This is a genomic window from Candidatus Bealeia paramacronuclearis (genome assembly GCF_035607555.1).
Classification (GTDB): domain Bacteria; phylum Pseudomonadota; class Alphaproteobacteria; order UBA9655; family UBA9655; genus Bealeia; species Bealeia paramacronuclearis.
The window spans coordinates 825872-851508 of record NZ_JAVHWZ010000001.1 but is presented as its reverse complement, the minus strand read 5'-3'; the positions used below and the strand labels follow the sequence as shown (position 1 = coordinate 851508).

Annotated in this window: 25 protein-coding genes and 1 pseudogene; 15 read left to right on the top strand and 11 right to left on the bottom strand. The window is 42.8% G+C overall.

Annotated features, from left to right (window positions below; all coding sequences use genetic code 11):
• Positions 1 to 28: 28 nt before the first annotated feature.
• The 6 genes from lptB to Bealeia2_RS04285 all read left to right on the top strand — a co-directional run bounded on the left by lptB (position 29) and on the right by Bealeia2_RS04285 (position 5933).
• On the top strand, positions 29 to 772 hold the full coding sequence (gene lptB, locus Bealeia2_RS04310) for an LPS export ABC transporter ATP-binding protein (RefSeq protein ID WP_331255882.1): 744 nt from the start codon (positions 29 to 31) through the stop codon (positions 770 to 772).
• Between the two features lie 295 nt (positions 773 to 1067).
• Positions 1068 to 2063 carry a pyruvate dehydrogenase (acetyl-transferring) E1 component subunit alpha gene (gene pdhA / locus Bealeia2_RS04305; protein ID WP_331255881.1) on the top strand — a complete coding sequence of 332 codons (996 nt, stop codon included), beginning with the start codon at positions 1068 to 1070 and terminating at the stop codon, positions 2061 to 2063.
• Between the two features lie 2 nt (positions 2064 to 2065).
• Complete coding sequence (locus Bealeia2_RS04300; RefSeq protein ID WP_414437830.1) at positions 2066 to 3085, top strand: pyruvate dehydrogenase complex E1 component subunit beta; 1020 nt, start codon at positions 2066 to 2068, stop codon at positions 3083 to 3085.
• Between the two features lie 14 nt (positions 3086 to 3099).
• The gene (locus Bealeia2_RS04295; RefSeq protein ID WP_331255879.1) at positions 3100 to 4341 is read left to right on the top strand and encodes a pyruvate dehydrogenase complex dihydrolipoamide acetyltransferase; all 1242 of its coding nucleotides are present in this window, start codon (positions 3100 to 3102) and stop codon (positions 4339 to 4341) included.
• A 96-nt stretch (positions 4342 to 4437) separates the two neighbouring features.
• Positions 4438 to 4671, top strand: coding sequence for a GNAT family N-acetyltransferase (locus Bealeia2_RS04290; protein WP_331255878.1), 234 nt, complete (start codon positions 4438 to 4440; stop codon positions 4669 to 4671).
• A 143-nt stretch (positions 4672 to 4814) separates the two neighbouring features.
• On the top strand, positions 4815 to 5933 hold the full coding sequence (locus tag Bealeia2_RS04285; protein ID WP_331255877.1) for a phospholipase D-like domain-containing protein: 1119 nt from the start codon (positions 4815 to 4817) through the stop codon (positions 5931 to 5933).
• Positions 5934 to 5954: 21 nt separating this feature from the next.
• Here Bealeia2_RS04285 and Bealeia2_RS04280 read toward each other — a convergent pair whose 3' ends face one another.
• From Bealeia2_RS04280 to Bealeia2_RS04270, 3 genes are read right to left on the bottom strand one after another with little or no spacing between them, the layout of a single operon-like run.
• Positions 5955 to 6830, bottom strand: a complete 876-nt coding sequence (locus Bealeia2_RS04280; protein WP_331255876.1) for a hypothetical protein — start codon at positions 6828 to 6830, stop codon at positions 5955 to 5957.
• Positions 6830 to 7264, bottom strand: a complete 435-nt coding sequence (locus Bealeia2_RS04275; protein WP_331255875.1) for a DUF6468 domain-containing protein — start codon at positions 7262 to 7264, stop codon at positions 6830 to 6832. The genes Bealeia2_RS04280 and Bealeia2_RS04275 overlap by 1 nt, the downstream gene beginning before the upstream one ends.
• A gap of 12 nt (positions 7265 to 7276) precedes the next feature.
• Positions 7277 to 7798 carry a flagellar basal body-associated FliL family protein gene (locus tag Bealeia2_RS04270; protein ID WP_331255874.1) on the bottom strand — a complete coding sequence of 174 codons (522 nt, stop codon included), beginning with the start codon at positions 7796 to 7798 and terminating at the stop codon, positions 7277 to 7279.
• Positions 7799 to 7956: 158 nt separating this feature from the next.
• Here Bealeia2_RS04270 and Bealeia2_RS04265 point away from each other — a divergent pair, with 158 nt between their 5' ends.
• The 6 genes from Bealeia2_RS04265 (at position 7957) to Bealeia2_RS04240 (ending at position 12665) form a co-directional block, all read left to right on the top strand.
• Positions 7957 to 8709, top strand: coding sequence for a flagellar basal body rod C-terminal domain-containing protein (locus Bealeia2_RS04265; protein ID WP_331255873.1), 753 nt, complete (start codon positions 7957 to 7959; stop codon positions 8707 to 8709).
• Between the two features lie 13 nt (positions 8710 to 8722).
• Positions 8723 to 9517 carry a flagellar hook-basal body protein gene (locus Bealeia2_RS04260; protein ID WP_331255872.1) on the top strand — a complete coding sequence of 265 codons (795 nt, stop codon included), beginning with the start codon at positions 8723 to 8725 and terminating at the stop codon, positions 9515 to 9517.
• 71 nt (positions 9518 to 9588) lie between these two features.
• Entirely contained in the window at positions 9589 to 10284 is a 696-nt protein-coding gene (gene flgA / locus Bealeia2_RS04255; RefSeq protein ID WP_331255871.1) for a flagellar basal body P-ring formation chaperone FlgA, read from the top strand.
• Between the two features lie 4 nt (positions 10285 to 10288).
• Positions 10289 to 11032 carry a flagellar basal body L-ring protein FlgH gene (gene flgH / locus Bealeia2_RS04250; protein WP_331255870.1) on the top strand — a complete coding sequence of 248 codons (744 nt, stop codon included), beginning with the start codon at positions 10289 to 10291 and terminating at the stop codon, positions 11030 to 11032.
• A 46-nt stretch (positions 11033 to 11078) separates the two neighbouring features.
• Positions 11079 to 11771: a hypothetical protein gene (locus tag Bealeia2_RS04245; protein ID WP_331255869.1), complete on the top strand. Its 693-nt coding sequence runs from the start codon at positions 11079 to 11081 to the stop codon at positions 11769 to 11771.
• A gap of 30 nt (positions 11772 to 11801) precedes the next feature.
• Positions 11802 to 12665: a Vir family protein gene (locus Bealeia2_RS04240; RefSeq protein ID WP_331255868.1), complete on the top strand. Its 864-nt coding sequence runs from the start codon at positions 11802 to 11804 to the stop codon at positions 12663 to 12665.
• A gap of 68 nt (positions 12666 to 12733) precedes the next feature.
• On the opposite strand, the gene Bealeia2_RS04235 is transcribed toward Bealeia2_RS04240, so the two are convergent.
• The 8 genes and pseudogenes from Bealeia2_RS04235 to Bealeia2_RS04195 form a co-directional block, all read right to left on the bottom strand.
• Positions 12734 to 12910 carry a transposase gene (locus tag Bealeia2_RS04235; protein ID WP_414437829.1) on the bottom strand — a complete coding sequence of 59 codons (177 nt, stop codon included), beginning with the start codon at positions 12908 to 12910 and terminating at the stop codon, positions 12734 to 12736.
• 128 nt (positions 12911 to 13038) lie between these two features.
• Complete coding sequence (locus Bealeia2_RS04230; protein ID WP_331255867.1) at positions 13039 to 15852, bottom strand: RAP domain-containing protein; 2814 nt, start codon at positions 15850 to 15852, stop codon at positions 13039 to 13041.
• Between the two features lie 128 nt (positions 15853 to 15980).
• Positions 15981 to 16988: pseudogene (locus tag Bealeia2_RS04225) on the bottom strand (integrase core domain-containing protein).
• A gap of 1172 nt (positions 16989 to 18160) precedes the next feature.
• Positions 18161 to 19165 (bottom strand): asparaginase, encoded by a 1005-nt coding sequence (locus tag Bealeia2_RS04215; protein WP_331255864.1) that lies wholly within the window; start codon positions 19163 to 19165, stop codon positions 18161 to 18163.
• Positions 19166 to 19450: an HPr family phosphocarrier protein gene (locus Bealeia2_RS04210; protein ID WP_331255863.1), complete on the bottom strand. Its 285-nt coding sequence runs from the start codon at positions 19448 to 19450 to the stop codon at positions 19166 to 19168.
• Positions 19431 to 19850, bottom strand: a complete 420-nt coding sequence (locus tag Bealeia2_RS04205) for a PTS sugar transporter subunit IIA (protein WP_331255862.1) — start codon at positions 19848 to 19850, stop codon at positions 19431 to 19433. Before Bealeia2_RS04205 ends, Bealeia2_RS04210 begins: the two co-directional genes overlap by 20 nt.
• Positions 19851 to 19865: 15 nt before the next feature.
• Positions 19866 to 20747, bottom strand: a complete 882-nt coding sequence (gene rapZ, locus Bealeia2_RS04200) for an RNase adapter RapZ (protein WP_331255861.1) — start codon at positions 20745 to 20747, stop codon at positions 19866 to 19868.
• Positions 20737 to 21177 (bottom strand): HPr kinase/phosphorylase, encoded by a 441-nt coding sequence (locus tag Bealeia2_RS04195; RefSeq protein ID WP_331255860.1) that lies wholly within the window; start codon positions 21175 to 21177, stop codon positions 20737 to 20739. Before Bealeia2_RS04195 ends, rapZ begins: the two co-directional genes overlap by 11 nt.
• A gap of 110 nt (positions 21178 to 21287) precedes the next feature.
• Here Bealeia2_RS04195 and Bealeia2_RS04190 point away from each other — a divergent pair, with 110 nt between their 5' ends.
• Genes Bealeia2_RS04190 through rpoD form a run of 3 tightly spaced genes read left to right on the top strand, consistent with a single transcriptional unit; the run spans position 21288 to position 25604 of the window.
• Complete coding sequence (locus Bealeia2_RS04190) at positions 21288 to 21734, top strand: copper chaperone PCu(A)C (RefSeq protein WP_331255859.1); 447 nt, start codon at positions 21288 to 21290, stop codon at positions 21732 to 21734.
• Positions 21735 to 21747: 13 nt separating this feature from the next.
• Complete coding sequence (gene dnaG / locus Bealeia2_RS04185; RefSeq protein ID WP_331255858.1) at positions 21748 to 23538, top strand: DNA primase; 1791 nt, start codon at positions 21748 to 21750, stop codon at positions 23536 to 23538.
• Positions 23539 to 23597: 59 nt separating this feature from the next.
• Positions 23598 to 25604, top strand: coding sequence for an RNA polymerase sigma factor RpoD (gene rpoD / locus Bealeia2_RS04180; protein WP_331255857.1), 2007 nt, complete (start codon positions 23598 to 23600; stop codon positions 25602 to 25604).
• Positions 25605 to 25637: the final 33 nt, after the last annotated feature.

The following is a 25637-nucleotide window of genomic DNA, read 5'->3' as shown; positions in this document are numbered from 1 at the left end:
TTTGCCCATTTCAAGTTAGACCCCTCATATGAAAAACACAGATTCAGAAATTCAAGACCTTCGCGCCTCGGGCCTTAGAAAAGCCTTTAAGGGTCGTATCGTTGTCGACGACGTTAATCTTCACGTTAAACGAGGAGAGGCTGTTGGATTGTTAGGTCCCAATGGTGCCGGAAAAACAACAAGCTTTTCCATCATTACAGGACTTATTCACGCCGATGCTGGACAAGTCAATCTTGCAGGTCAAGACATCACAAACCTTCCCATGTATAGAAGGGCACGCCTTGGAATTGGTTACCTACCCCAAGAGTCCTCTATTTTCAGAGGTCTCACAGTGGAAGGCAATATTCGTGCGATTTTAGAGCTCAATGAGCCGAACCGCGAAATTCGCGAGGAACGCCTTGAACAGCTCTTAGATGAATTTACAATCAAACATATCCGCAACTCCCCCGCTCCTGCGCTTTCCGGTGGAGAGCGTCGCAGAACTGAAATTGCACGCGCATTGGCCAACAACCCTCACTTCATGCTATTAGATGAGCCTCTGGCGGGAATTGATCCCATTGCTGTCGGCGAAATCCGCGAACTTATTTCCCATCTAAAAAATAAAAATATCGGCGTTTTGATCACAGACCACAACGTTCGGGACACACTTGGGATTGTCGATCGCGCCTATATCATCAATGAAGGGCGCGTCTTAAAAGAAGGTAATCCTCAAGAGATTGTTGCCGACAAAGATGTGCGCCGCGTTTATCTGGGTGAAGATTTTACTCTTTAATGGAGATTTACCTACGCCGCCTTTGTGATCAGAATCATTTTTTACCGCATTACATTTAAAAATACACTTAGCAATTCAATAAAAAAAAGAATATATATTTTCATTTCACGCAAGATTCATATTAAATATAAATTTTAGATTTTAATATTAAATTATTTTTTAAAAAATCAATTAATTTCATCAAATATTATTTATTATATGAGATGTCTGAACCGTCATTCCCCCGGACTTGCAAAGGTGATAAAATCAGGTTAGTAAGGACAACTGTTTTTTATTTTTTAAGGAGACCTAGAGAGTGCCCCCAAAGCAAGACTCTTTAACACTCAACCGTGATTTAGCACTCAAGTTTTATGAGGATATGCTTCTCATTCGTCGGTTTGAGGAACGTTCCGCACAACTCTATGGCATGGGGTTGATAGCAGGATTTTGCCACCTCTACATTGGCCAAGAGGCCGTGGTCGTCGGTTTGCAATCTCTATTGAGTCCACAAGACACTGTCATTACTGCCTATCGCGATCATGGACATATGCTTGCGTGTGGAATGGAACCAGGTCGTGTGATGGCCGAGCTTACAGGGCGCATTGATGGCTATTCCAAAGGTAAAGGTGGCTCAATGCATATGTTCAGCCGCGAGAAAAATTTCTATGGTGGGCATGGCATTGTGGGTGCGCAAATTCCTTTGGGCACAGGTTTGGCGCTCGCGCATAAATATAAAAATGATGGGGGCGTGTCCCTGACATATATGGGGGACGGTGCCTGTAACCAAGGTCAAGTTTATGAAGCTTATAATATGGCATCCCTTTGGAAACTTCCCATCGTTTACATCATTGAGAATAATCACTACGCCATGGGAACCTCAACAGCACGATCTGCAGCAGGCCCCAACTATTATGGGCGAGGTCAAGGCTGGGGAATTCCTGGTGAAAAAGCCGATGGTATGGATCTACAAAAAGTCCGTGAGGCAGGTGCCCGCGCCATTGAGCATGCACGCTCTGGGAAGGGGCCTTATATTTTAGAGCTCGATACTTATCGATATCGTGGACATTCGATGTCAGATCCTGCGAAATATCGTTCGAAAGAGGAAGTGGATGGCGTCAAAAACAATCGCGATCCGATTGATCATTTTAAAGATTTCATTATGAAAGATCTCAAAATCACAGAAAATGATATTGCGGCCGTAGATGATCGCGTGAAGAAAATTGTTCTTGAGGCTGTTGAGTTTTCAAAGAACTCTCCTGAACCCGATCCTCAAGAGCTCTATACCGATATTTTGGTCGAGGTTTCAGCATAATCATGGCGATGGAAAAAGTAATGGCACAAAATTCTGAATTTCAAACTCTTACCCTCCGTGAAGCCTTGCGCGATGCCATGGCTGAGGAAATGCGTCGGGATTCTTCTGTTTTTTTGATGGGCGAGGAAGTCGCCGAATACCAAGGGGCTTATAAAGTCAGCCAAGGCCTTTTGGAAGAATTTGGATCTACCCGCGTGATGGACACTCCCATTACCGAATCTGGTTTTGCAGGCGTTGCCGTAGGATCTGCTTTTGCTGGCCTCAAGCCTATTGTCGAATTCATGACGTTTAACTTTTCGATGCAAGCCATTGATCACATCATTAACTCTGCCGCCAAAACTTTATATATGGCCGGAGGCCAATTGGGCTGCCCCATTGTTTTCCGTGGTCCCAATGGCGCAGCCTCTCGCGTGGGTGCACAACACTCCCAATGCTTTGCCAGCTGGTATGCCCATTGCCCAGGATTGAAAGTGGTGGCTCCTTATTCGGGCGCTGATGCTAAAGGGCTTTTGAAAGCCGCTATTCGCGATCCCAATCCCGTCGTCTTTTTAGAGAATGAACTTCTTTATGGACAATCTTTTGAAGTCCCCACAGATCCTGACCTTATTGTCCCCATCGGAAAAGCCGCCATTGTGCGCTCAGGTAAAGACGTTACCATCACGGCCTTTTCAATCATGGTTGGAAAAGCTCTGGAAGCCGCAGAACGACTTTCTCAAGAAGGAATTGAAGCAGAGGTCATTGATCTTAGGACGCTGCGTCCTTTGGATATGGAAACAATTTTAACGTCAGTCATAAAAACTAACCGTATTGTGAGCGTTGAAGAGGGATGGCCTTTTGCAGGAATTGGTGCTGAAATCGGCATGCAGATTATGGAAAACGCTTTCGATTATCTTGATGCTCCTGTCGTACGTGTGACGGGTGAGGATGTCCCCATGCCTTATGCCGCCAATCTTGAAAAACTGGCATTACCCCAAGTTGAAAATATTATCACCGCTGTTAAAGGCGTACTTTATAAAAATTAAGAAGGATTCCAACAATGTCCATTGAAATTTTGATGCCTGCACTTTCCCCCACCATGACCGAGGGCAACCTTGTCAAATGGCATAAGAAAGAGGGTGATATTGTCAAAGCTGGAGACATCTTAGCTGAAATTGAAACGGACAAAGCGACCATGGAAGTTGAAGCCGTGGACGAAGGCAAAATGGGAAAAATTCTTATTCCTGAAGGTACCGAAAATGTGAAGGTGAACGCGCCTATTGCCATTCTTTTGGAAGATGGGGAAGATGCCTCATCCCTTAAAATGCCCGCCCCTATGACAGCACCTCAACCTCAAAAAGAGGAAGCTAAAAAACCAGAACTGAGTGTTGTGAAATCAGCGTCGGTAACTCTTTCTTCAGAATCTCGCGTCTTTGCAAGTCCTTTGGCCAAAAGAATTGCCGCTCAAAATAATCTCAATTTAGAAAGCCTCAGTGGATCTGGTCCGCGTGGTCGTATTGTCAAATCGGATGTGGAAGTGGCCATTGCTCAAGGCGAGGTTACGACTGCCCGCGTTTTGACTTTGCCCACCGATGTACCAGGACTTTCCGGTTATGAACCGGCTTTTGAGGCGATTCCTGTCAATAATATGAGGAAAGTTATTGCCAAGCGTTTAACCGAATCTAAGCAAACTGTACCTCACTTTTATCTGACGGTAGATTGTGAAATTGATGCACTTTTACGCGCCCGCATCCAGCTCAATCAAATGGGTGATGAGTATAAATTGACCGTCAATGATTTCATCATTCGTGCGGTGGGACTCGCCCTTAAAAAGGTGCCTGAGGCGAATGCCTCTTGGATGGGCGATCATATGTACCAATTCGAATCCGCAGATGTGTCTGTGGCGGTGGCCATTGAAGGGGGCCTCATTACGCCCGTGATTCGAAAAGCTGAAACCAAAGGTCTTCGTGAAATTTCTCTTGAGATGCGTGATTTGGCATCTCGCGCGCGGGAAGGAAAACTCAAGCCCGAAGAATTCCAAGGAGGTACTTTCAGTATCTCTAATTTGGGCATGTATGGCATTCGCGAATTCAGCGCGATTATCAATCCACCTCAAGGATGTATCTTGGCCATTGGGGCTGGTGAAGAGCGTCCCGTTGTAAAAGACGGTCAACTCACCATTGCCACCGTTATGACGTGCACACTCTCCGTTGATCACCGTGTGGTTGATGGCGCCGTAGGTGCAAATTTCCTCAAAGCCTTCAAACAATTCATCACTGATCCTGTGACCATGTTGCTTTAGGCCTGCCATATTCCATGATATTTCCCCAGCCTCAATCGATTGATGAGGGAAGGGAAATGATACTGGGGATACCAGAAAGAAGGCTTGGACCGAGTTATGGATACCTTTGGAATTAAGGACGCTTCCTATTTTGAGGATAGCTTTGGCTTTGTGGCCAAATCCCACAATGAAGTGATCGGTCAGTATCTCTTCAAAACCGATGAAACTCCCCCTCTTTTGGATCATTTTTTTCTAGAAACCCAACACATTGGTCAGGGATATGGACGCCGACTTTGGAATCATTGTGTCTCAACAGCATGCACAAAAGGTTGGAAAGAATTTCTCTTTTAGTCAGATCCTCATTCTTTAGGTTTTTATGAGCATATGGGCGCCGTTCAAGTTGGGGAACATCCTATGATCACAATGCCTGGACTTAATGCGCCTATTATGCGATATGTAATAACCTATTGATAATTATAAGGGGTTATTGTCCAATGCGTATGTTTCATTTTCTTCGTTATACTATTCTTTTAGGTCTGTTTTTACCAAATGTTGAAGCCCATAAACCAGATTGGATCAAAAGTCCGGTCATTGATTCTGAGCGCATACCGTTTATTACCGCTATAAAGATGGCTAAAAAAACACTGGCATTAGGATCTTACAAACTTCACGCAGAAATCAAACCAAATGACGAACTCATTGAGGCTTTAAAAGAGGCCAAAGCACGCAACGTTGAAGTGACAATTATTGTTGAAGATCGCTTGACACCTGAAGAACAAAAAGTACCCCAAAAATCAGAAATTAAAGAGGGAGATTCTTTTAAAATCTATCAGGATTTGGGAATCAAAGTTGTTCATGGAAATCCAAAATTCAATGCCGTTCATGAAAAAATCCTGATGGGAGAGGGAGATGGCAGTTACGCCATTGTGGGAAACACAAACTTTGACAAAAACTTTCAAGTGACTGACTCAGATGACAAAAATGTCACAAAAGTAACCCGTGATTTTGCCCTCTTCTTATGGGACCCTAAAATTTTACACGAACTTGACAGTGTGTTTCAATCAGACATCACTCAAAAAGGCATTGTCTTAAAGCCCTACCTCATTCAAGAGATTCCTGAAAATGAATACCGTCTTTCCTGGGGGCCAGATCAACACTACTCACAATTATTGGAAATGATTAAAAGTGCAGAAAAACGCATCGATATTTATCAACAAGCCCTCCAAGATGAGGAGATTACGCACGCGCTTGCAAAGGCATCACAACGTGGCGTTGAGATTCGTCTTTTGATGTCGAAATATCCCTTCGGTGAAAAACATGGCAATAAAAGTGAAATTGGCCAGGAGGCTCTTAAAAAAGCGGGTGGAAAAGTTCGCCTCACGGGGGACACAAACAAAGAAAAGGTAAAACTCCATATTCATGCAAAGGTTATGATTGTGGATGGGGGACTTATGTATTTGGGGTCTGCAAATTTTCATACAGAATCTCTTGAAAAAAGCCGCCAAGTGGGTGTCATCACACGCGACCCCACTCATATTAAACCTGTGCAGGAGAGATTTTTAAAAGATTGGACGGCGGAGGAAAAGGAAACCACTTCCCTCAAAAATGAGTGAAAGTAGATTGAGAAAGAGTCCCTACTTTCCTGATACTTGGGGAGATGTGGATGCCTGAGGCGCCGGTGTATTGCCGCTAGCGCCAGATGATCCTGAACCCTGAGTTTCGGAAGATTTTAAAGCTTTGTCAGTCAGGTCCTGCCTCCGGGCAAGTTCTTTTGTTAATCCACTTGCAATGGCGGGGTCCATATTTGACATGATTGCTGATATTTTTGCGGGCTTCATTTGCTTGGCGACATTGACCAAAACCTCAGCATCGAGTTGAGACATAATCCGTGCGGCATCTTTAGGTTTCATTGTTTCGTAAATTTTAACCAAATTTTTTAATTTTTCTTGTTCCTTATCATCATGGGTTTTCACCAATCCTTGAATATCCCCTTTTAATTTTTTAAGGTCTTCAAGTTTTTGCGCAATTTTATCTTCCATGGTTTTTAAAAGTTGTTCCCGCGTTTTAATTGAGGACTCTTTATCTTCAATTTCATCACGTCTTTGGGACAAAGATTGGAGAACTTGTATTTCTTCTGGTGTGAGACTCAGGGGATCAAATGGTTTTTTTGAGTCTTTTGTTTTTTGTGGGGTTGCTTCAGGATTTGGCGTTTCCGCCACAGAAGGAAGAGGGGCTGATGTTGGTGCGCTCGTCTGAGCAGATGCCTGAGGCTGTGCGGGACTTGCTTGAGCCACCAAAGATGTTGTGACAACTGAGGCCGTACTATCTCCTTCAAAATGACGTTTAATATTGTAAATCCTGAGGCTTAGCATGAGAACTGCACAAAAAATGACCAAAGGCAAAAGTCTTACGCGAAATTGTAAAGAATGGGTAAAGACTTGAGGAAGCCGCCCTAAAACTATCCGAATTTTCCCCAGAGGAATTTTGTGAAAGCGAATTTTTCCCAACATTACCTCAACCCCCTTAAGGACTTAAGTAATTTCCCTTCTTTGCTTTCAATGGGTTTATCACCCTCAGAAATATTAATATCCATTTTACTGCTTCCAACAGAAGGGGGGGGTGCAGTAGGTGTCCGCACGTCTTTTTCCAATCGATTGGCAAGCTTTTCGCCACGATCATTTAAGAACAACAAATCATCTTTTAAAGTTGAAGCTAATTTAATTTGCTTGTCCAAATCACTACCAATAGTATTGGCTGTTCTTTTCAATTCATTAATCCCCACATCCGCGCGCTCGAGCGCCAATGCGAAATTCTCTAAAAGTCCCCGCAATTCCTCACGGCTATTATATATAATCGTGAGTTTTTTATTTAGAGAAATTGCATAAGCAATCGTTGCCAACAAAAGCACACTGAAAACAATATCGATGGCAATTGAGAGTGTCATGGTTTTCCTCGCCTATTGTACCAAAATGTCTTTAAACAAAATGTCGTGAATTTTATTGGGCGCAAGTTCTTGGTTCACGCGCATTGTCATTTCTTCACGAAGACGATGAACGCCCTCAGATCCTTGAAGATCCTCAATGCGTAATTCCCGCAGATAGGTTTGGAATTGATCCACAAGACGGGGTTTTAACGATTCAATCATTTTTGCTGTTTCTTCATTGGTCACTTCAAAAGTAATCGCCAATTTGAGAAATTTATCTTTTTTTGTGCCCGTATTTAAATTCACCAAAATATCTGGGAAATCCACAAACTGAAGGTGTTTTAGCTCTTCGGCTTTTTTCTCTTCTGCGGAGAGTTGTTTTGCGCCTCCAAAGACTCCCATAAAATAAAGACCTGCGCCTCCGCCAATTAAAAGTAAAGGAACAGCAATCATCAGAATAAGTTTTAAGGGAGAGCCTTTTTTCTTAGGCTCTTCGGGTTGGCCTTCTGCTCCTTCAACAACTTGCGCGTCTTCAGCGGCCTTTGCTTCAGCCATGCTTCGCTCCCTGTAATTTCTTATTTTATGAATTATGAACGTATCATACCAAAACATGGCATACATCGGAATAAGTTTCTTGATTAAATTTTTTACATTAATTTCAATGTGATAATATTTGGCACAGTCCATGCTTATGAGAGAGGGAAACAAAAACTATGGAGATTGTCCAAATTATGGCAACGAATTTATCACCAGGATCTTTAAATCTGGCACATTTAGCAGCAGGCAAAGCCACAGCACTTGAAAGAGAAATGTTAGTGCGTACCAATAATGTGGCGATGAATCAGATGTATGGATATCAAGCGATTCGGATTGGTGAAAAAAGCCAAGAATTTCATCAAAGAACAGGTGAAATTACAAACTTTGCTGTAGAGACGTCGTCTTATATCGATCAGGCCCAGGGTCCTCTTATTGCTACGGGTGATTACCTTGATTTTGCCATAGGCGGGCATGGGCTTTATGCACAAGTTCAAAAAAATGGACAAACCTATTATGTGAGAAGCGCTAAAGGCGGAACGGATGAATTGGGACATTACATTGCCATTGGCTCCAATGCTATGTTTGTGGACAATGGGGGCTCTCCTTTCCAAGTACAGCCCGGTATGACTATCGGTGAAGATGGCGTTGTGGCCGACGTTCATGGAAATATCCTGGGGGCTCTTAATATCGTCAAAATTGACAATCCCACCCATGTGGCTGATGGGCTTTATACGGGAGGAGCTCAAGAAGCTGATGACTATAAAGTGATGCAAGGATATCTTGAGGATAGCAATGTGAATACTCCAATTGAGCTAGCCTTATTTGGTAAGGCCTCAGAAGAATATCGGCATACTATTAATTTAATGAGCATGTTTTTCAAGCAACAACAACAAACTGCACAATCACTTATTACGCCTTCAATGGCATAAAGGGAGAAAATAAATGGCTGAACTTGAACGGATCGCAGCGACAGGGTGTATCACCAGTGACATGATTATGAATGTCAAGGCGAACAATATTGCGCTCAAAGATGCAAATGCTTTTGCCCCGAGCCAAGTGGTTGTGGTCGATAATCCTTATATGACCCTAAAAATGCCCGGATCTCCAGTGAGTGACGGAGGGCAGGTTCTTCCCACAGGTATTCAAGTGGGATTGGGTGGACGCGTTGCGGGAACTTACCGTGTTCAAACGCAAGGGGCATATCGTGAAACAGGTAATCCGTATGACCTTTATATCGATGGTCCTGGCTATTTCAAAGTAACCCTTTTGGACGGAACAGAAGGTTATATGCGAGATGGAACTTTCATGCCCGGTCCTGATGGTGTTCTTGTGACACCAGAAGGCTATATCTTGGGTGATGGTATCACCATTCCTAAAGGGACCTTAAAAGTTGACATCAACGAAAAAGGTGAAGTTTTGGCCACAATCGATGGACAAGTTCAACCCCAAAATATTGGTAACATTAAACTTTCAACCTTTAATAATCCGGGAGGCTTGAGAGCCGTTGGTAACAACGTTTTTCTCGTGAGTGGAGCTTCAGGAGATGCGATTGAAGGAAATGCTGGATCAACTGGTTTTGGAAGCATTTTACAGGGAGGTGTTGAAGAATCAGGTGTACAAATGGTAATTGAACTTAGCGATATGATTAAGGCGCAACATACCTATGAAGCGTGCTCCAACATCATTAAAATGGGCCGTGAAAAGCGTCGTATGGACGCAGGACTTGTGGCAGGTTGATCATGATTTTTAGGGGTATTAAAAACTTCATCATTCTGGATGATTTCTTGGCTTTTGAGAAAACTTTTGAGATGACGATCTGGAGAAGTTTTTTAAGAGTTATTTTTATCAGCCTTCTTCTGAATATCCCAACTCTTTTTGCCGATGAGCCTCCCGCGCCGGAAGAGATCGTTTTAAAAACCATTCGGGAACAATACAACGAGTCGGAAGCTCAAAAAGACGTCATTATGACCCTTGAAAAAGAGCTTCCCGAGTCACTCCTCACGATTACCTCGCCTCAAGAAATTCAGGTAGATGAATTTACTTTGAATGGCAATAGATTTTTAGCGCTTCTCAAAGTAAAAAACGAGTCCTACGAAATTAAGGGAAAAATAGAAGATGTTCTTATGATGCCTGTGGCCAATCGCGTTATCAAACCCGGGGAAATTATTGCTGAGGAAGATTTGGATCTTAAAGAAATTCCAGAGTCCGCTCTTAAAAATTATATGGTCACAGATGCTAAAGATCTTATTGGGTTTACCCCCAAAGGACGCCCCTTGGTACCAGAGCAATTCATTAAAACGTCCCAAATCGGAAAAAATAAAGATGTGCATAAGGGTGAACTTGTGACCCTTCAGTATAAATCCGGAAGTCTCAGCATTTCTGGAAAAGGAAAAGCGTTGGAAGATGGAAGCCTGGGTGATATGGTACGCGTTATGAATCCACAAAGTAAAAGAGAGGTTCAGGGCATTGTCACAGGAACAAATGAAGTATCATTGGGGGGCTGAGGTTATGAAGAATTCTTTTAAAGGATTGGGGCTTCTTTCTTTAGGGATTCTTTCGGGATGTTCCATGACAAACCGACTTTTGGACACGGGATCTGCTCCTCCCATGACGCAAGTTCAAAACCCAACACAACTTCCCAGTTATCAGCCGGTCACGATGCCAATGCCGCATCCTGGTAAGCCTGGTGTTCCCCAATCTAAGTCTAATTCTTTATGGCAATCAGGTGCAAAAGCCTTCTTCAAGGATCAGCGTGCCAAAAACATAGGGGATATTCTGACTGTGGTGGTTAACTTTAATCAGACATCTACATTTGATGAGAAAAATAGCCGCAAGCGTGATTCAAAAGAAAATGCGTCCTTAACGAATTTTTTTGGGGTCACCAAGGATCTTAAAAAGGCAGGATTAGAACCGCCTACTTTAATGAATATTTCCTCAGTACCCGAAACAAAATCAGAAGGCAATATTCAAAAAACATCCAATATTAATACAACTTTGGCCGCCACCGTAACGCAAGTGCTTCCCAATGGCAATCTTGTGGTTTGGGGACGTCAAGAAATACGTCTTAATAACGAAGTCAAAGAAGTTCAAATTACAGGTGTCGTGCGTCCTGAAGACATCACCTCCAGTAATACAATTCCTCTTGAAAAAATTGCAGAAGCCAGACTTTCTGTGGGTGGCCGCGGGCAACTTGCAGATCTGCAGCAACCTGGATGGGGACAGCAAATTTTTGATATTATTGCCCCTTACTAAATGTGATATCCTCATTTTCATGAAACAGATTCTTCTTGTAATTTTGATGTGGATAGCCCTGGGACTTTCTTCCATGGAAGCACTAGAATTGCCAGAAGATACCTATCAAATACTTGCCCAATCTTTGGAGAATCTTTCTTCTGATATCAAAATTGATCCGCCCAAAAGTTGCCTCTCATCGGATTCTCTTTATCAAGCCGCAAAGGCGAATTTGGAATCCATTGAAACCTTTATTATGAATACAATGAGATCCGATTATGCAGAAAAAGACTTCATGAAACCTTATTTTAGATTATGGGTTTTGGGAAAATTGGGACCTCAGTTTTTTGACTTTAATCTGCCCAATAATCAAATTCCAGAGCCGATTGAAATTGAGAAAAATATGTTTTTACTTGGGCTCAATACTAAATTGGAAGGAGGGAGAGTCTTTTGGGTTCCACTTCTTATCGATACAAAATCTCTCACAATTTCAATCCTTAATTGGGAGCAATGCCAGGGAAAATGCTATGCTCTTAGGACGACAGGGAATACCGCCTATGGAATCTGCGGAAAATGGAATTGGAACGCATCTACAAAAACGCTCGTGAGTCTTTGTCAATGCGGGGGGCGCAAGGATTGTGGAACGCAAAATACTTATACACTTGAAGCCGGAATCTTGGTGCTTAAAGAATCTCTTCGGAAAACAAAATGTGATGGATGGTCATTTTCGCGATATGCAAAACTCTGTTGTGTGGAGTAAACTCAAGAAAAACAAAGAGGGAGAACTTACATGAAAATTACACATATTTTATCCGCTTTAACAGCGCTTACATTGACAAGTCCATCTTTATCCGCTGCAAATCCGTGCGTGAAGCCGGCACTTGAATTTCAAGATCTTTGTGGTTATTTGGATCGCTATATTTCAGCTCTCAGAACATTGGAAACGCTCATTAAAAGTGAGATTTCCAGTGAAGAAAAAGTGGTATTTGAAAAAGAAGTTGCCAATTGGAGTAATCAAATTCAAGCAGAAATCAGAGTTAAAATACCTGAGAACGAAAAAGGAAAACAACAAAATAAAATTGCATCAGATTATGCCAAGCGCATTCAAGGTCTTTCCAAAAAATACCAAGGTCCTTTGACAGAAAGATTATTCAAACAACTAGCACAACCTCGAAAATACAGGGAGGACATTAATAAGCTATTTTCTTTTCTGGCCTCAAACGATTTTGAAAATCCCTTTCCAACGCCTGCAAATCTCTTGTTGATTGATTCATTTGTGAGTCTTGGAGAAGGACAATTTTTCTTCGAACATTATACAATGTTTGGGGCGAACCAAGGAAATTGGATACCTTACAGAGTGGATACAGCAAAAAAAACAATTATCCAAATGACATGGGAAGAGTGTGATAAAGATACTATAAAATTAGGGGCTACGAAGGGTGAGGATCCTGGAATTTGCGGATATCCAGATTATAATACAACAACCAAAAAGATAGTGAATTTCTGCAAAATGGGCTGTATGGGATCAAATGGAATTCAAACAACTTATGAAATTTCAGGAAATGCTCTGAAATTCGTCAGTGCCCTTTCAAAAGACAACTGCGATGGAAAGCCCTTCAAAGACGGTGCAAAGCCAATCTGTCAGAAGAAGTAATACCAGAAAATATTTAACACAACACGCAGGCAATATGTATTTAATGGAAGTGCTATAGCACTTCTCCGTTAGATTGATAGAGATTGACTGAGGCGTTTATCAAGGAGTTGATGAAGGTTTTCTGGATTTTGCTGGACGATGCGGCGGAGGATGAATTTGATTTTATGCCACCAGTGTTCAATAAGATTGAAGTCAGGAGAGTCAGTTGGAAGAAAGAGGAGATGGCAGCCAAATTTCTCAATCAAATTATGTGATCCTCCGGTCGGTTGCCCCTATCCCACTTATCTTCATAAAAAAAGAAGAGGGCGTTGTTCCAGCATAAGCGCTTGCGGCGCGAATGAATAGCCCTCTCCTCAAGAAAAAGCAGGGTCAGCTATGACTCGGCCCCATTTGAGAAATCTATTTCTCCGGATAATTGTGGCAGTAATCTTTTCTTGAAGGGAAGTCTGATTTCGCTCTCTTTGTTTTCGGAACTTTCATATGCGCCAGGCACGGTATCTTTGTCGAATCCATCGTTTGAGAATGGGAACTTCCTCTTTTTATAGGGAATCCTAAGATTTCTCTCATTTAGATCTTTGCCTTCCCCTAAATTCAAAACAATATTCATGGCTGAGGATTTCAAATTGTCACTGTCCTTTAAGGTCTCCTGATGTGGAGACCTTAAATTCAACTCCTGGACAATAGGGAAGAGCTTTTTATTGAAATAGTCGACCTTTTCTTGCTCGTTTTTCAACGAATTCCATTCAAAATAAGGGATGGCCAGAACAGAGCAAACTTTTCCCTCTGAGTCATTGAGAAGAATGTGTTCCTTAAGCCTATCTTCTGGTTTTGCCGTTTTCTGATCGCTGAGAAAATGAGAAGGCCCCTGAACTTCAACAACAATTCCATATTTTTTCAGATAGATATCCACAGGAGACATGACGGACTCAAAGAAAGCCTCTTTCTCAAGATCTCCAAGGTCTTTATCTTTGGAATAAAATTGCAGGCTTTCAAAAACAGAATTTTGAAGTTGGGACGTTGTTATTTTATTTTTTTTTCCATGTTTTTTCGAAAGCAATTTGATCTCTTGAAAAAGGTCTTCAGCAAACTCTTTTTGAAGATTGAATCGCTGGATGGCCAGATAAATGCTGTGTATTTCTGCTGAGGGATCCTGAAATTCCCCGTTCGTCCTTTTACTCAAAAAGGTTTCTTTCCAGGCCCCCAAAAACTTTTGAGAGAAGGGGTTTCCTAAAAGAGCCTGCCCATAAAAAATGTTAGAAAGGCCGTGCTCCTTAAATTCATTGAGACGAGAAAGGGCTTGTGTTTCCCACTTTGCGAGGAAATTACTTCCTAATATTCCGCCCAACTGGGCATTTCCATAAAAAATGTTCGAGAGCCCTTGCTCGTTAAATTGAGTGAGACGAGAAAGGGCTTCTGTTTCCCACTTTGCGAGGAAATTACTTCCTAATATTCCGCCCAACTGGGCATTTCCATAAAAAATGTTCGAGAGATGTTGCTCGTTAAATTCCGTGAGACGAGAAAGGGCTTGTGTTTCCCACTTTGCGAGGAAATCTCGACTCAACTTTCCGCCCAACTGGGCATTTCCATAAAAAATGTTCGAGAGATGTTGCTCGTTAAATTCCGTGAGACGAGAAAGGGCTTGTGTTTCCCACTTTGTGAGGAACTCTTTGTTCACCTTCCCCCCCAACTGCGCATTTCCATAAAAAATATTCGAGAGATGTTGCTCCTTAAATTCATTGAGACGAGAAAGGGCTTGTGTTTCCCAAGTTTTGAGGAAGTTATCACTCCACTTTCCGCCCAAAAGGGCATTTCCATAAAAAATATTCGAGAGCTCTTGCTCGTTAAATGCCTTGAGACGAGAAAGGGCTTGTGTTTCCCACTTTGTGAGGAACTCTTTGTTCAACTTCCCCCCCAACTGCGCATTTCCATAAAAAATGTTCGAGAGCTCTTGCTCCTTAAATTCATTGAGACGAGAAAGGGCTTGAGTTTCCCACTTTGCGAGGAAATCTCGACTCAACTTTCTGCCCAACTGGGCATTTCCATAAAAAATGTTCGAGAGATGTTGCTCGTTAAATGATTTGAGATGATTAGTGGCTTCCTCCTCCCATTTTTTGAGGAAATTACTTCCTAATATTCCGCCCAAAAGGACATTTCCATAAAAAATGTTCGAGAGCTCTTGCTCGTTAAATGCCTTGAAACGAGAAAGGGCCTGTGTTTCCCACTTTGTGAGAAACTCTTTGTTCAACTCCCCCCCCAAAAGGGCATTGCCATAAAAAATGTTCGAGAGCTCTTGCTCGTTAAATGCCTTGATGCGAGAAAGGGCTTGTGTTTCCCACTTTGCGAGGAAATCTGAACTTAATTTTCCGCCCAACTGCGCATTGCCATAAAAAATATTCGAGAGCCCTTGCTCGTTAAATGCCTTGATGCGAGAAAGGGCTTGTGTTTCCCACTTTGCGAGGAAATTACTTCCTAATATTCCGCCCAACTGCACATTTCCATAAAAAATATTCGAGAGCCCTTGCTCGTTAAATTTATTCTGCTCTAGAAAAATACCCACAAGGTCTTCCCACAAGTCCAAAAATTCGGTTTGCGCTCTAAAGTACTCATCTAAAACTGATTTGAGTTTAGGATTCTTTTTAACGGCTTGACCCAGACTTGTCAGGACTCTTGCGATAAAAATAGTGTTGACATTTCTGTTATAATCTCTGTGATTTTTGTCTTTCATGATGTCCCGAATGGTATTGCACCATTCTACAACGCCTTGATACGAATCAGGAATATTAAATAGATCTCTAAATTCTGGACGCTTTCTCAAGGATTTTGTGAAATCAATTTTCTTGAGACCTATCTTGTCCTGAGAGGGTTGGGAATTGTTGGACGCACCAAAACCTCTTTCCCTTTTCTCTTGAGGATTTGAATAATTTCCTTTCTTTTTAGTATCTCGGGAATTTCCCTTTTCCTCAGACGAACGATAATCATCTCCTCTTCCATGAGATCTTTCCTCATATTTTCCTCGGGAATTACTTTGGTCGTAGGAATTATTTTTGTGTGAAAAATCGCGCCGATCATTAGAGCGCTGACTTTTTCCTTTATCATAATTATTGAAATACCCACTCCTACCCGAGGGATTACCCGAGGCCTCTAAAAGCGCCGGCGATGAAACAGATCCCAGAATTGTACCCGTCAATAACACCAATGAAACACGATAAAACAAAATTTTTCCCCAAAAATAAAAATAAATCAAAATTAATATAACAATGATTTTTATTTTTTCAATACTTTTTTCAATTTGTACGAGTTCATATAGAATGAGACTCAAGAGGCCTCGAGAATATGAGAGTGAATATACTGCAAAGGAGTGAGGCCTTTCAAGGCGCGATGAGGCCGATAAGAATTATACTTTAAGACAGCTTGAGAGAGCTCAAAGCGCATAGAACCTATGGAATCAGCCAGGAGGTTGTTTTTGTTGTAAAATTCCTCCCGGAATATGCGATTTCCCCGCTCAACGCCGCCGTTGTAAGTGGACTTTTTGGGGGGCAGAACAATCAACGGAATGCCCAGATCTTCACAGGCTTCCTCAAATTTTGCCATAAATTCAGATCTTCCCTCAACTTGAATGGAGTGAATTTTAAAGGGGGCCTGCTTTACAAACTCAAGCAAGAAGCGTTTGGCGCTTGAGCTCTTGGCATGGGCATACACACTCGTGTCGATGAATTTAGAGCGCCTCTCCCACGCCTGAAAGTGCTTGAAACAGATACCATTTTTGGTGACTGTCATGTGGTCAATCTGCACCCGTTCACCAAGCCTCATCGTTTTATAATCCTTAAATGTCCACGGTTTTGCGTGCCCTTTGAAATTTCTCTTTCGTTTTGTGCGTAAATCCGAGGGAGAATTTACAATCAATCCTTTTAATTTCAAATGATTGAAGAGCCTTCCCACGGTGCTTTCGTTCAGGATTTGCCCATGGTCTCGCTTGAGAATGATGGAGATTTTCTCTTTGCCATAGGTGGGATTTTCGCGGCGCACTCTCACAAGCTGAAGTTATGCCTCTCCCCAGTGCGGTTTGTTGAGATTTCGTGGCTTTTTTGAAGGGGGAACCATCCCTTTGTTAAGGTCCTTCAGGATCTTCTTGTGGCGATAATAAGTTGCGCGAGACATCCCGCAAATGTCTTGGCACGTGGAATCGCAAACGTTTTCAGCTTTCAACTTTTCCCAGCGCCTCACGCCGTCTTCATACCGTTTGCGATAGACGTCCAAACAGTCTTGTGTACGCGCATATGCATAAAGCCTATGCATATTTTTATGTAATCCGTGGATCCTCATCATGTCCTCTATCAATAGGTTTTTTACATTTCCTATTCTTGAGGCCTGGTTTGGGTGTGGCAATGGAGATGAGCCTCGCTACAGCGCAATTTGGGGGCGCGCTCAGCTCATCTCCATCCCTCCCAATTTTGTCTCACTTCTATCTGAACTCGGACAGAGCCTTCGGTTTTGCCTCTAGTTATTCAAGTTTTACGTCCGGTTTTATTTACATTGTTCATAGCAGTTTTTGTAGTTCTCATTACAGTCACGAAAGCACTGCATAGAATTTGAATTATTATTCCCTATGCAAGTTTCAGTACATGTGTTCCAATCTTTTCTGCAATTTCCGATACAATCTACCGCAGCGACTTCATTCAAGATCATAACCGATAATCCTAGGGTCAAAAGCGATGTACGGAGAAATTTATTTTGCATGGTGGTAGCCCTTTCTTAAAAGTGTGAGGCCCATAAAACACAGAGGGAGTTGGGCCGAAAATTAGCTTCTGCGAGTTCTTATTCTCTTTGGAGTCTCTGACTTTACTCCTATTCTTGAGGCCTTTTTCTCATTCAGCAAGAGAGATGGACTTCCCTACCGCGCTATTTGATGGCGCGTTCGTGAGCTCATATCTCTCCCCACTACGAGGCTCAAACTGGACCTACTTTTGGGGGCTTGACAGAGAGAGGCAGAGCTGTTGGAAACATCATGGCGCGTACGATTTGAGACACCGGGGCATGCAACGTTCTTTACGTTCCCGACATTCATCAGGGGGTTTCTGACATTCAGCAAAATACCTATCACACTGGGAGCACGTTACCGCAACCTTGCTAGCTGTGGAAGGATCATCAAGGATGACAAGAGATAATCCTAATCCTAGAGTCAAAAGAGATGTCCGGAGAAATTTATTTTGCATGGTGGTAGTCCTTTCTTAAAAGTCTGAGGCCCATAAAACACTTTGAGCCTATTGAAAGTGTGAAACATGTGAATGTGTATTTTCCTTAGAATATGTTTTTTTCGTTCAATAAGAATAATCTAATTGCATAGACATACGTCAAAAATGTTAAATAAGCGTTAACGCTCTAAATAATGGCTTGGCTTGGTTTGGGAGGATAAAGGAAGTGCCCCCAAGGGGCAGACCACACTGGTTTCTAAATTATTTCACTTTTATTCGTTTGAAAACATGCGGCTAATTTTTCTAAAATTGCCGTTTTTTAGGAGCGGCGTGAATTTTTCCAACAGGTTTACTATTATAAGTAAATATGATTTTTTCGTGCCCTAGTGTTTCACTTCTTTCCGTATCAATGAGCCCCAGTTCTTCAAGGATATGAATCATGGCGATTTCTGCAGCTTTGATATTTCCGTCATCAATCTTCAGCGCAATACCGAGAGCGTGCTCAGAAGAGAATGCTACATAGGTTCCGCTGGCTCCCATTTTTGCAATGATGCGTCCTTCGGTTGCGCGAATGAGTTCTGTATCAAAAGCACCATCTCCTGCAATTAAGTTCGGGTGATTTTTAAGAGAATCGATCACAAGATGAATGGCTTTTTGACGGACGTACGGGAGTGACTTAGGATCAGCAAGATTCGCCATGCCCCAAGCTAAATTATAAAGCGGAATAGCAATGACTGGAATTTCACAGCCATCGATGGCATGAGGTGCCGTTGAGGTCTCGAAGTTTGTAATTTCAGAAAGGGTATGCTCAACGCGTTTTTGGGTAGGGTGCTGTCGACTGATATACTCTTGAGGATCCTCACCACGATGCAGTGCCGTTGTTATAAATCCTAAATGTTTTCCAGAGCACGCATTGTGAAGAGGAGTTGGTGATTGATGTTTTTTGATGAGCTCTTGTACCGCTTTTTTCCCCATGGGGCGATGAGTTCCGCACGCAAGGATGTTTTCATTTTTATTGATTTTTTGAAGCCACTTTTCTCCAATTTGGACATGCGTGTCTTCTCCATTATGAGACCCACACGCCAGCGCAATTTCTTCTTGTCCTAAATGATAAGCATCAACCGCGCCGCTTTCAATAAGGGGCAAGACTTGAAATAACTTTGAGGCCGACCTTGGAAAAATGGGGGTTTCAATATCGCCTACACTATAAACCACTTTTCCCGCGGCGTTCACAACAGCTATCGCACCACGATGTTGAGATTCTGGATAGTGCACCCGTGATGAAATCACAAGAATCGGGTTTTCCATTTAATCTTCTCCGAATTTTGAATTAATGAGTCTTTCGATTTCGATGAGAGCAATTTCAGCGTCAGATCCTTCGGCCTTGATAATCACGGTCGATCCATAGCGTACGCCCAACATTAAAATTCCCATGATGGACTTGGCAGAGACATTTAAATTATTATGGCTAAGCTCAATATGAGATGAAAAAGATTCCGCTAATTTGACGATTTTGGCTGTGGGCCTTGCATGAAGACCCTTGCGATTTTGAATGGTCACTTCGACCGAAAGATTAAGAGGCTGTGGCTTCATTTTGCATATTCAAAAGTTGTCCTGCGGCGTGGATGTACTTACGTCCCGCTTCTTGTGCCTCAAGAACTGCCTGATGGAGAGTTTGTGTTTTGCGCCCCTTCATCAATTTAATCAGAAGAGGCAGATTAACCCCTGCGATAATCTCAATGTTGGCTTTCTCAAGCAAAGAAATAGCTAAGTTGGAGGGCGTCCCTCCAAACATGTCGGTTAGAACGACAACGCCATGACCTTGATCAACTTTCTTGATGGATTCCAGAATATCTTTCCGCCTCACTTCCATATTATCATCAGGTTGAATATTAACGGTTTCAATAAAATCTTGTGGACCCACGACATGCGTCAAAACACTCAAGAGTTCCCGTGCAAAATATCCATGTCCAACTATAACAACGCCCAGCATTGACTTTTCCTTTATTTAGTGACCTTTGGTGATGTCACGATGTTTCATTTTGACCCTTTTGCCTTGGTTCTTCAACCATTTTGACACTTTTTCCGTGAGAAAGACGGATCTGTGTTTACCGCCCGTACATCCAATTCCAATGGTGAGATACGTACGCCCCTCTGTTTCAAAGCGGGGAATTGAGATATCAAGAAGCCCTTTCATATGCTCCCAATAAGGGTCAAAAACCTCATCCTTTTCGATGAACTCCCCGATGGCTGGATCCCGTCCTGTTAAAGGTTGGAGCTCAGGATCATAATGCGGATTTTTCAAAAGGCGCGCATCAAAGACTATATCAGCTTCTCGCGGTGGGCCATAGCGATAGGAAAACGAAGTCACAAAAATCGAAAGTGTGGATTGATTCAAAGGAAATCGAGATCGAACAAGGCCTTTTAATTCTGAGACATTCAAACGAGAGGTATCTATGACAAGATCTGCCGATTCTCGCAAAGGCAGCATAAGTTGTCGTTCATGACGGATGCCGTCAAGCACGGGACGTTCGTGAGCCAAAGGATGCCGTCTTCGGGTTTCATTATAGCGGCGTGCCAGAATGTCATCGTCGGCATCAATGAAAATAAGTCGTGCTTCTATATCTTCATTTTTTTTGATCCGCTTTAAAGCTGACAAAAATGTTTCAGAGGCAAAATCTCGAGAACGAATATCAATATCAATGGCAAGCGGCATGGTCACATTACGTTCGGAGGTAATGACCGTTTCCAGAAGGGAAAGGGGAAGATTATCAATTGTCTCATAGCCGATATCTTCAAGAACCTTAAGGACATGCGATTTGCCCGCCCCAGAAAGACCTGTCAAAAGCAAAACGGGAGTTTTTTCAGGATGTGCAGAACTAAGCGGCATTTTTGGCTCGACTGATATGTTCAACCAAAATACGTATTTTGGCGGGTGTTGAAGCTTCAAAAGGATTCAAATGATAAAGAGGGAGATCAATACTCAAGTAAGATATGGTTTGATCTTCAGGTAGTCTTTCGGCAGGATCTTGGCATAAATTTATAGCAAGAGCGAGGGGGCTCGTTTCAACAAAAGGAAGCTGATGAATTCCCACATGACGAATTTCAAGTAATCCTTGTAATTTCTCAGGAGAAGACGCCCAAAGTAAACCTTTATGAAGGGTGAGAATTGTTTGGTCGTCTGCGACCAGTTGTGCCCCATGATCAATAAGCCTTAAGGCCAAGTCGGATTTTCCGGCACCAGCAACTCCCAAAAGCAGGACACCATAGTCTTCTATTTGAACAGTGGTTCCATGAATATTTTGAAGATTGTTTTCCAACGCGGACCCTTGAGTTTGAGCTTTCTCTTTACCTGACTGATGATCAAGACTATAACATCTTTGGACGCACGTCCACCCATCGTTTATGTGTTTACCAGGAGGTATTAATTATGAATTACAAAGTTTTGTTGTCAGGTATGACTATTTCGGTTGCGTCCATTTTTTCATGTCTTAATGCTGAAGTGACTGTCAAAGATCCGTGGGCCCGTGCATCCACAGGTCCAAACTCTGCGATGTTTATGGAACTTCATAATGATGGCACACAAGACGATCAATTGATTGCCGTGAAAGTAGGAACAGAAAAATTCTGTGATCGCACTGAACTTCATGCGCACATCGAAGAAAATGGTGTCATGAAAATGCGTCCTGTTGAAAAAATTAATATTCCTGCCAACGGATCGGCGAGTTTAAAGCCCGGAGATTTGCATGTAATGTTCATGGAAATTTCAAAACCCATGCAAGAAGCGGATGTGGTGCCTATAACTTTGCAATTTGCCAGCGGTCAAATTCTGGACATTCAAGTTCCAGTTAAGACAGCTGTGGCTCACAAACACTAAGGATGGCACAAGAATGACGACACTTGACCGTCGCCATTTTTTTGACCAACTTCGTGCTCGCATCAGATTATCCGAGATCGTATCACGCCAGGTCAAACTGATCCGGCGTGGTCGCGAGTATACGGGCCTCTGTCCTTTCCATACGGAAAAAAGCCCTTCCTTCACGGTCAATGACCAAAAATCATTTTATCATTGCTTTGGATGTGGTGCTCATGGGGACGCCTTGAAATTCTTGATGGAAATTGAGAAATATTCCTATCGAGAAGCTTTGGAAGAACTTGCACAAAAGGCAGGACTTGAAGTCCCCCAATATGTACCCTCTAAAGAAGCCGAGCGTTTTAATAATGATTTTTATTCAATTGTAGAAGAAACCGTGCGCTATTTTGAAGGCAGCCTTCAAAAATCACCAGGAGCTTTTGCCAGAGATTACTTAGAAAAAAGAGGGATGACACCCTCAACAATTTCAAAGTTCCGGCTGGGATTTTCCCCCGATACGCGTTACGGACTTCTTGAGCATTTAAAATCTAAAAAATTTCCTTTGGAGTCCATCATTGAATTAGGACTTGGGATTCAACCTGAGGGCGGAAAAGCTCCCTATGATCGTTTCCGTGGACGCTTGATGTTCCCCATATTTAATTTTCAAGAAAAACCCGTTGCTTTTGGCGGACGTATTTTAGGAGAGGGTGAACCCAAATATTTAAACTCCCCTGAAAATCCACTTTTTCATAAAGGATCACTTCTCTTCAATTTTCCTAATGCACGGAAGTCTCAAACAGAGCCCTTACTGATTGTGGAGGGTTATATGGATGTGATTGCCATGGACCAAGCCGGTTTTGGATCTGTTGTGGCCCCCATGGGTACGGCCTTAACGGAGGAGCAAATTCAGCTCGCCTGGCGGCTGGATCCACAGCCCATCATTTGTTTTGATGGCGACCTGGCTGGACAAAAAGCCGCACTACGGGCAGCGGATCGCGCACTTCCTTTGTTAAAAGCAGGGCACACATTACGTTTTGCTTTTCTTCCCAAAGGCCAGGATCCCGACAGTCTTTTAAGGCAAGGTCAGCGCAAAGTTTTTGAAAACTTGATTGCCGCACCTATGCCCCTAGTCGATTTACTGTGGAAAACGTTGATTCCAGCCCAAGGACGTCTGACACCCGAGAATATTGCCCTTTTAGAAAAACGCATTGATGAGGAAGTTAATAAAATTGAGGATGATTCCTTAAAGCAGCATTTTCGTTATGATTTGAGAGGTCGATTTTTTACTGAGTATTCCTCAAAAAATAAACGTGATAAAAACAATGAGGCCAAAAAATTACACAATTCAAATTTATTATTGAATTCTTCGTCAAATTTTTATATAATTCAGCAAAAATTACTACTTGCAACAGTGGTAAACCATCCCCATATACTAAGGGAGGTAGTAGAAGACCTTGCCAATCTTGAAATTCAAGATGAGCAAATGCAAAATCTTCGAGACGATCTTTTGAGTGGGGCGACTGATGAAACAAATGAAAGTACCCAGGCTCTAAAAGATTTTTTGATTTTAAAAGGACATCAAGATGCACTGACTATTTTAGCATCCGAAACTCTTTTAACGCATGGAGCTTTTGCCCGCGAGTCCTCTGAATTAGAGGAAGCCCGTCGTGGATGGCAGGAAGTTTATTATCATCATTTAGAAAGAAAACGACTCGAAGAAGAAATTGAACTCGCAACCAAAAGCCTTGCCGAAGCTCCCTCTCAAGAGGTTTGGGACCAGGTCAAGGCATTAAAAGAAGCCCTGATTCAACTTTCTTTGAAAGAATAGTTTGCTTTCCGTGCGTAATATTGGTTTTATGTGATAAATTTTTTTAGAGGTATGAAGACATGTCAAATCGTCAAGCGACTGCTGAAATTGAGAGAAACTCTGAGGAATCCGCAGGATCGGGTGGGGCGTTGAAAGAGGCGATCTCTTCCGCAGCTGTTCGTGCTCTTCTTCTGAAAGGAAAAGAAGCGGGTTTCGTCACTTATGAAGAACTTAACAAAGCTCTTCCTCAAGACCAATTGTCCTCTGAACAAATCGAAGATGTGATGTCAGCGCTTTCTGAAATGGGGATTAATATCTCTGAAGAAGCCGAAGTTGATGAAGTCGATGAAGTCGAAGAAGATGATGAAGAGGCTGCAAAAGAGCTCGGCGCTGAAGAGGAAGAAAAAGCAGAGGCGGACGACGATAAAGGCAACGTCTCCAATGAAGAAGCAGGCCGCACGGATGACCCTGTCCGTCTTTATTTAAGGGAAATGGGCACCGTTGAGCTTTTGTCCCGCGAAGGCGAAATTGAAATCGCAAAACGTATCGAGCAAGGCCGCGATATGATGATTGGCTCCATTTGTGAGAGCCCTTTGACTATCCGTGCTATTGTGGCGTGGCGAAATGCGTTGAACCAAAATCAAATGTTGCTTCGAGATATTATCGATATTGAGGCGACCTATACTCAAGATCCAAGTGACGAAGACGTTATTCGTGAAGATGCAGAAAATCCAGAAGATGTTGTTGAGGCCGCGCCTCCTCCTACGGAAGAGCCTGTAGCTGCGGAGGAAGAGGAGGGTTTTGACACGGAAGAAAGTACGGGTATTTCTTTGTCCGCTATGGAAGAAGCTTTACGTCCCGTCGTTCTCGACACATTTGATAAAATTTCTGCGACCTACAAAAAACTTCGTAAATCTCAAGAACAACGCATTGCCGTCCTTCAAGAAGGCAAAAAGGCAAGCCCTGCTGCTGAGAAGAAGTATGATGAATACAAGGATGAACTCGTTTCTTTGATGCGTGGGATTCACCTCAATTCCTCACGTATCGAGCAATTAATGGACCAACTTTATGGTCTGAATCGCAAACTTGTGGGGCTCGAAGGGCGCCTTTTGCGCCTTGCGGAATCTTCAGGTGTGAAGCGTGAAGCTTTTCTGGAGCAATATTTTGGCCGCGAATTAGAGCCTAATTGGTTTGAAAGCGTTTCCGCACTTGCAGGTAAAGGCTGGGCGAAATTTTCTGAAAAAGAAGGTGAAATCGCCCAAATTCGCGAAACCATCACAGAAGTTTCCACTGAATCCGGCCTTCATTTAGGCGAATTCCGCCGTATTGTGGGTATGGTTCAAAAAGGCGAGCGCGATATGACGCGTGCGAAAAAAGAGATGATTGAGGCCAACCTGCGCCTTGTGATTTCCATTGCTAAAAAATATACGAACCGAGGTCTTCAGTTCCTGGATTTAATCCAAGAAGGTAACATTGGTTTGATGAAGGCGGTGGATAAATTTGAATATCGCCGGGGCTACAAATTCTCAACTTATGCGACGTGGTGGATTCGACAAGCCATCACGCGTTCCATTGCTGACCAAGCCCGCACAATTCGTATTCCTGTGCACATGATCGAAACCATCAATAAATTGGTGCGCACCTCCCGTCAAATGCTCCATGAGATTGGCCGCGAGCCCACCCCTGAGGAATTGGCAGAAAAGCTACAAATGCCGCTTGATAAAGTGCGCAAGGTCATGAAAATTGCAAAAGAACCTATTAGCTTGGATTCGCCCATTGGAGATGAAGAAGATTGTCATCTTGGAGATTTCATTGAAGATAAATCTGCTGTGATTCCTGTGGATGCAGCGGTACACTCCAACCTGCGTGAGACAACCACCCGAATTTTGGCGACCTTAACGCCTCGTGAAGAGCGCGTTTTGAGAATGCGCTTTGGGATTGGAATGAATACAGACCATACTTTGGAAGAAGTGGGACAACAGTTTGCAGTCACTCGCGAACGCATTCGTCAAATTGAAGCCAAAGCCTTGAGGAAACTCAAGCACCCTAGTCGCTCTAGAAAACTCAGAAGCTTCTTGGATACGTAAGCTACTGTTTTCATCCTGAGAAAGTGACTTGTG

Bases quoted from the DNA above. Each gene is read 5' to 3' on its own strand.
- Bealeia2_RS04215 (WP_331255864.1), bottom strand. From the start codon at position 19,165: ATGGAAAACCCGATTCTTGTGATTTCATCACGGGTGCACTATCCAGAA.
- Bealeia2_RS04265 (WP_331255873.1), top strand. From the start codon at position 7,957: ATGGAGATTGTCCAAATTATGGCAACGAATTTATCACCAGGATCTTTA.
- Bealeia2_RS04290 (WP_331255878.1), top strand. From the start codon at position 4,438: ATGGATACCTTTGGAATTAAGGACGCTTCCTATTTTGAGGATAGCTTT.
- Bealeia2_RS04190 (WP_331255859.1), top strand. From the start codon at position 21,288: ATGAATTACAAAGTTTTGTTGTCAGGTATGACTATTTCGGTTGCGTCC.
- Bealeia2_RS04300 (WP_414437830.1), top strand. From the start codon at position 2,066: ATGGCGATGGAAAAAGTAATGGCACAAAATTCTGAATTTCAAACTCTT.
- Bealeia2_RS04240 (WP_331255868.1), top strand. From the start codon at position 11,802: ATGAAAATTACACATATTTTATCCGCTTTAACAGCGCTTACATTGACA.
- Bealeia2_RS04295 (WP_331255879.1), top strand. From the start codon at position 3,100: ATGTCCATTGAAATTTTGATGCCTGCACTTTCCCCCACCATGACCGAG.
- flgA (WP_331255871.1), top strand. From the start codon at position 9,589: ATGACGATCTGGAGAAGTTTTTTAAGAGTTATTTTTATCAGCCTTCTT.
- lptB (WP_331255882.1), top strand. From the start codon at position 29: ATGAAAAACACAGATTCAGAAATTCAAGACCTTCGCGCCTCGGGCCTT.
- Bealeia2_RS04260 (WP_331255872.1), top strand. From the start codon at position 8,723: ATGGCTGAACTTGAACGGATCGCAGCGACAGGGTGTATCACCAGTGAC.
- flgH (WP_331255870.1), top strand. From the start codon at position 10,289: ATGAAGAATTCTTTTAAAGGATTGGGGCTTCTTTCTTTAGGGATTCTT.
- rapZ (WP_331255861.1), bottom strand. From the start codon at position 20,747: ATGCCGCTTAGTTCTGCACATCCTGAAAAAACTCCCGTTTTGCTTTTG.
- Bealeia2_RS04245 (WP_331255869.1), top strand. From the start codon at position 11,079: ATGTGGATAGCCCTGGGACTTTCTTCCATGGAAGCACTAGAATTGCCA.
- Bealeia2_RS04275 (WP_331255875.1), bottom strand. From the start codon at position 7,264: ATGACACTCTCAATTGCCATCGATATTGTTTTCAGTGTGCTTTTGTTG.
- Bealeia2_RS04270 (WP_331255874.1), bottom strand. From the start codon at position 7,798: ATGGCTGAAGCAAAGGCCGCTGAAGACGCGCAAGTTGTTGAAGGAGCA.
- Bealeia2_RS04210 (WP_331255863.1), bottom strand. From the start codon at position 19,450: ATGAAGCCACAGCCTCTTAATCTTTCGGTCGAAGTGACCATTCAAAAT.
- Bealeia2_RS04205 (WP_331255862.1), bottom strand. From the start codon at position 19,850: ATGCTGGGCGTTGTTATAGTTGGACATGGATATTTTGCACGGGAACTC.
- rpoD (WP_331255857.1), top strand. From the start codon at position 23,598: ATGTCAAATCGTCAAGCGACTGCTGAAATTGAGAGAAACTCTGAGGAA.
- Bealeia2_RS04285 (WP_331255877.1), top strand. From the start codon at position 4,815: ATGCGTATGTTTCATTTTCTTCGTTATACTATTCTTTTAGGTCTGTTT.
- dnaG (WP_331255858.1), top strand. From the start codon at position 21,748: ATGACGACACTTGACCGTCGCCATTTTTTTGACCAACTTCGTGCTCGC.
- Bealeia2_RS04280 (WP_331255876.1), bottom strand. From the start codon at position 6,830: ATGTTGGGAAAAATTCGCTTTCACAAAATTCCTCTGGGGAAAATTCGG.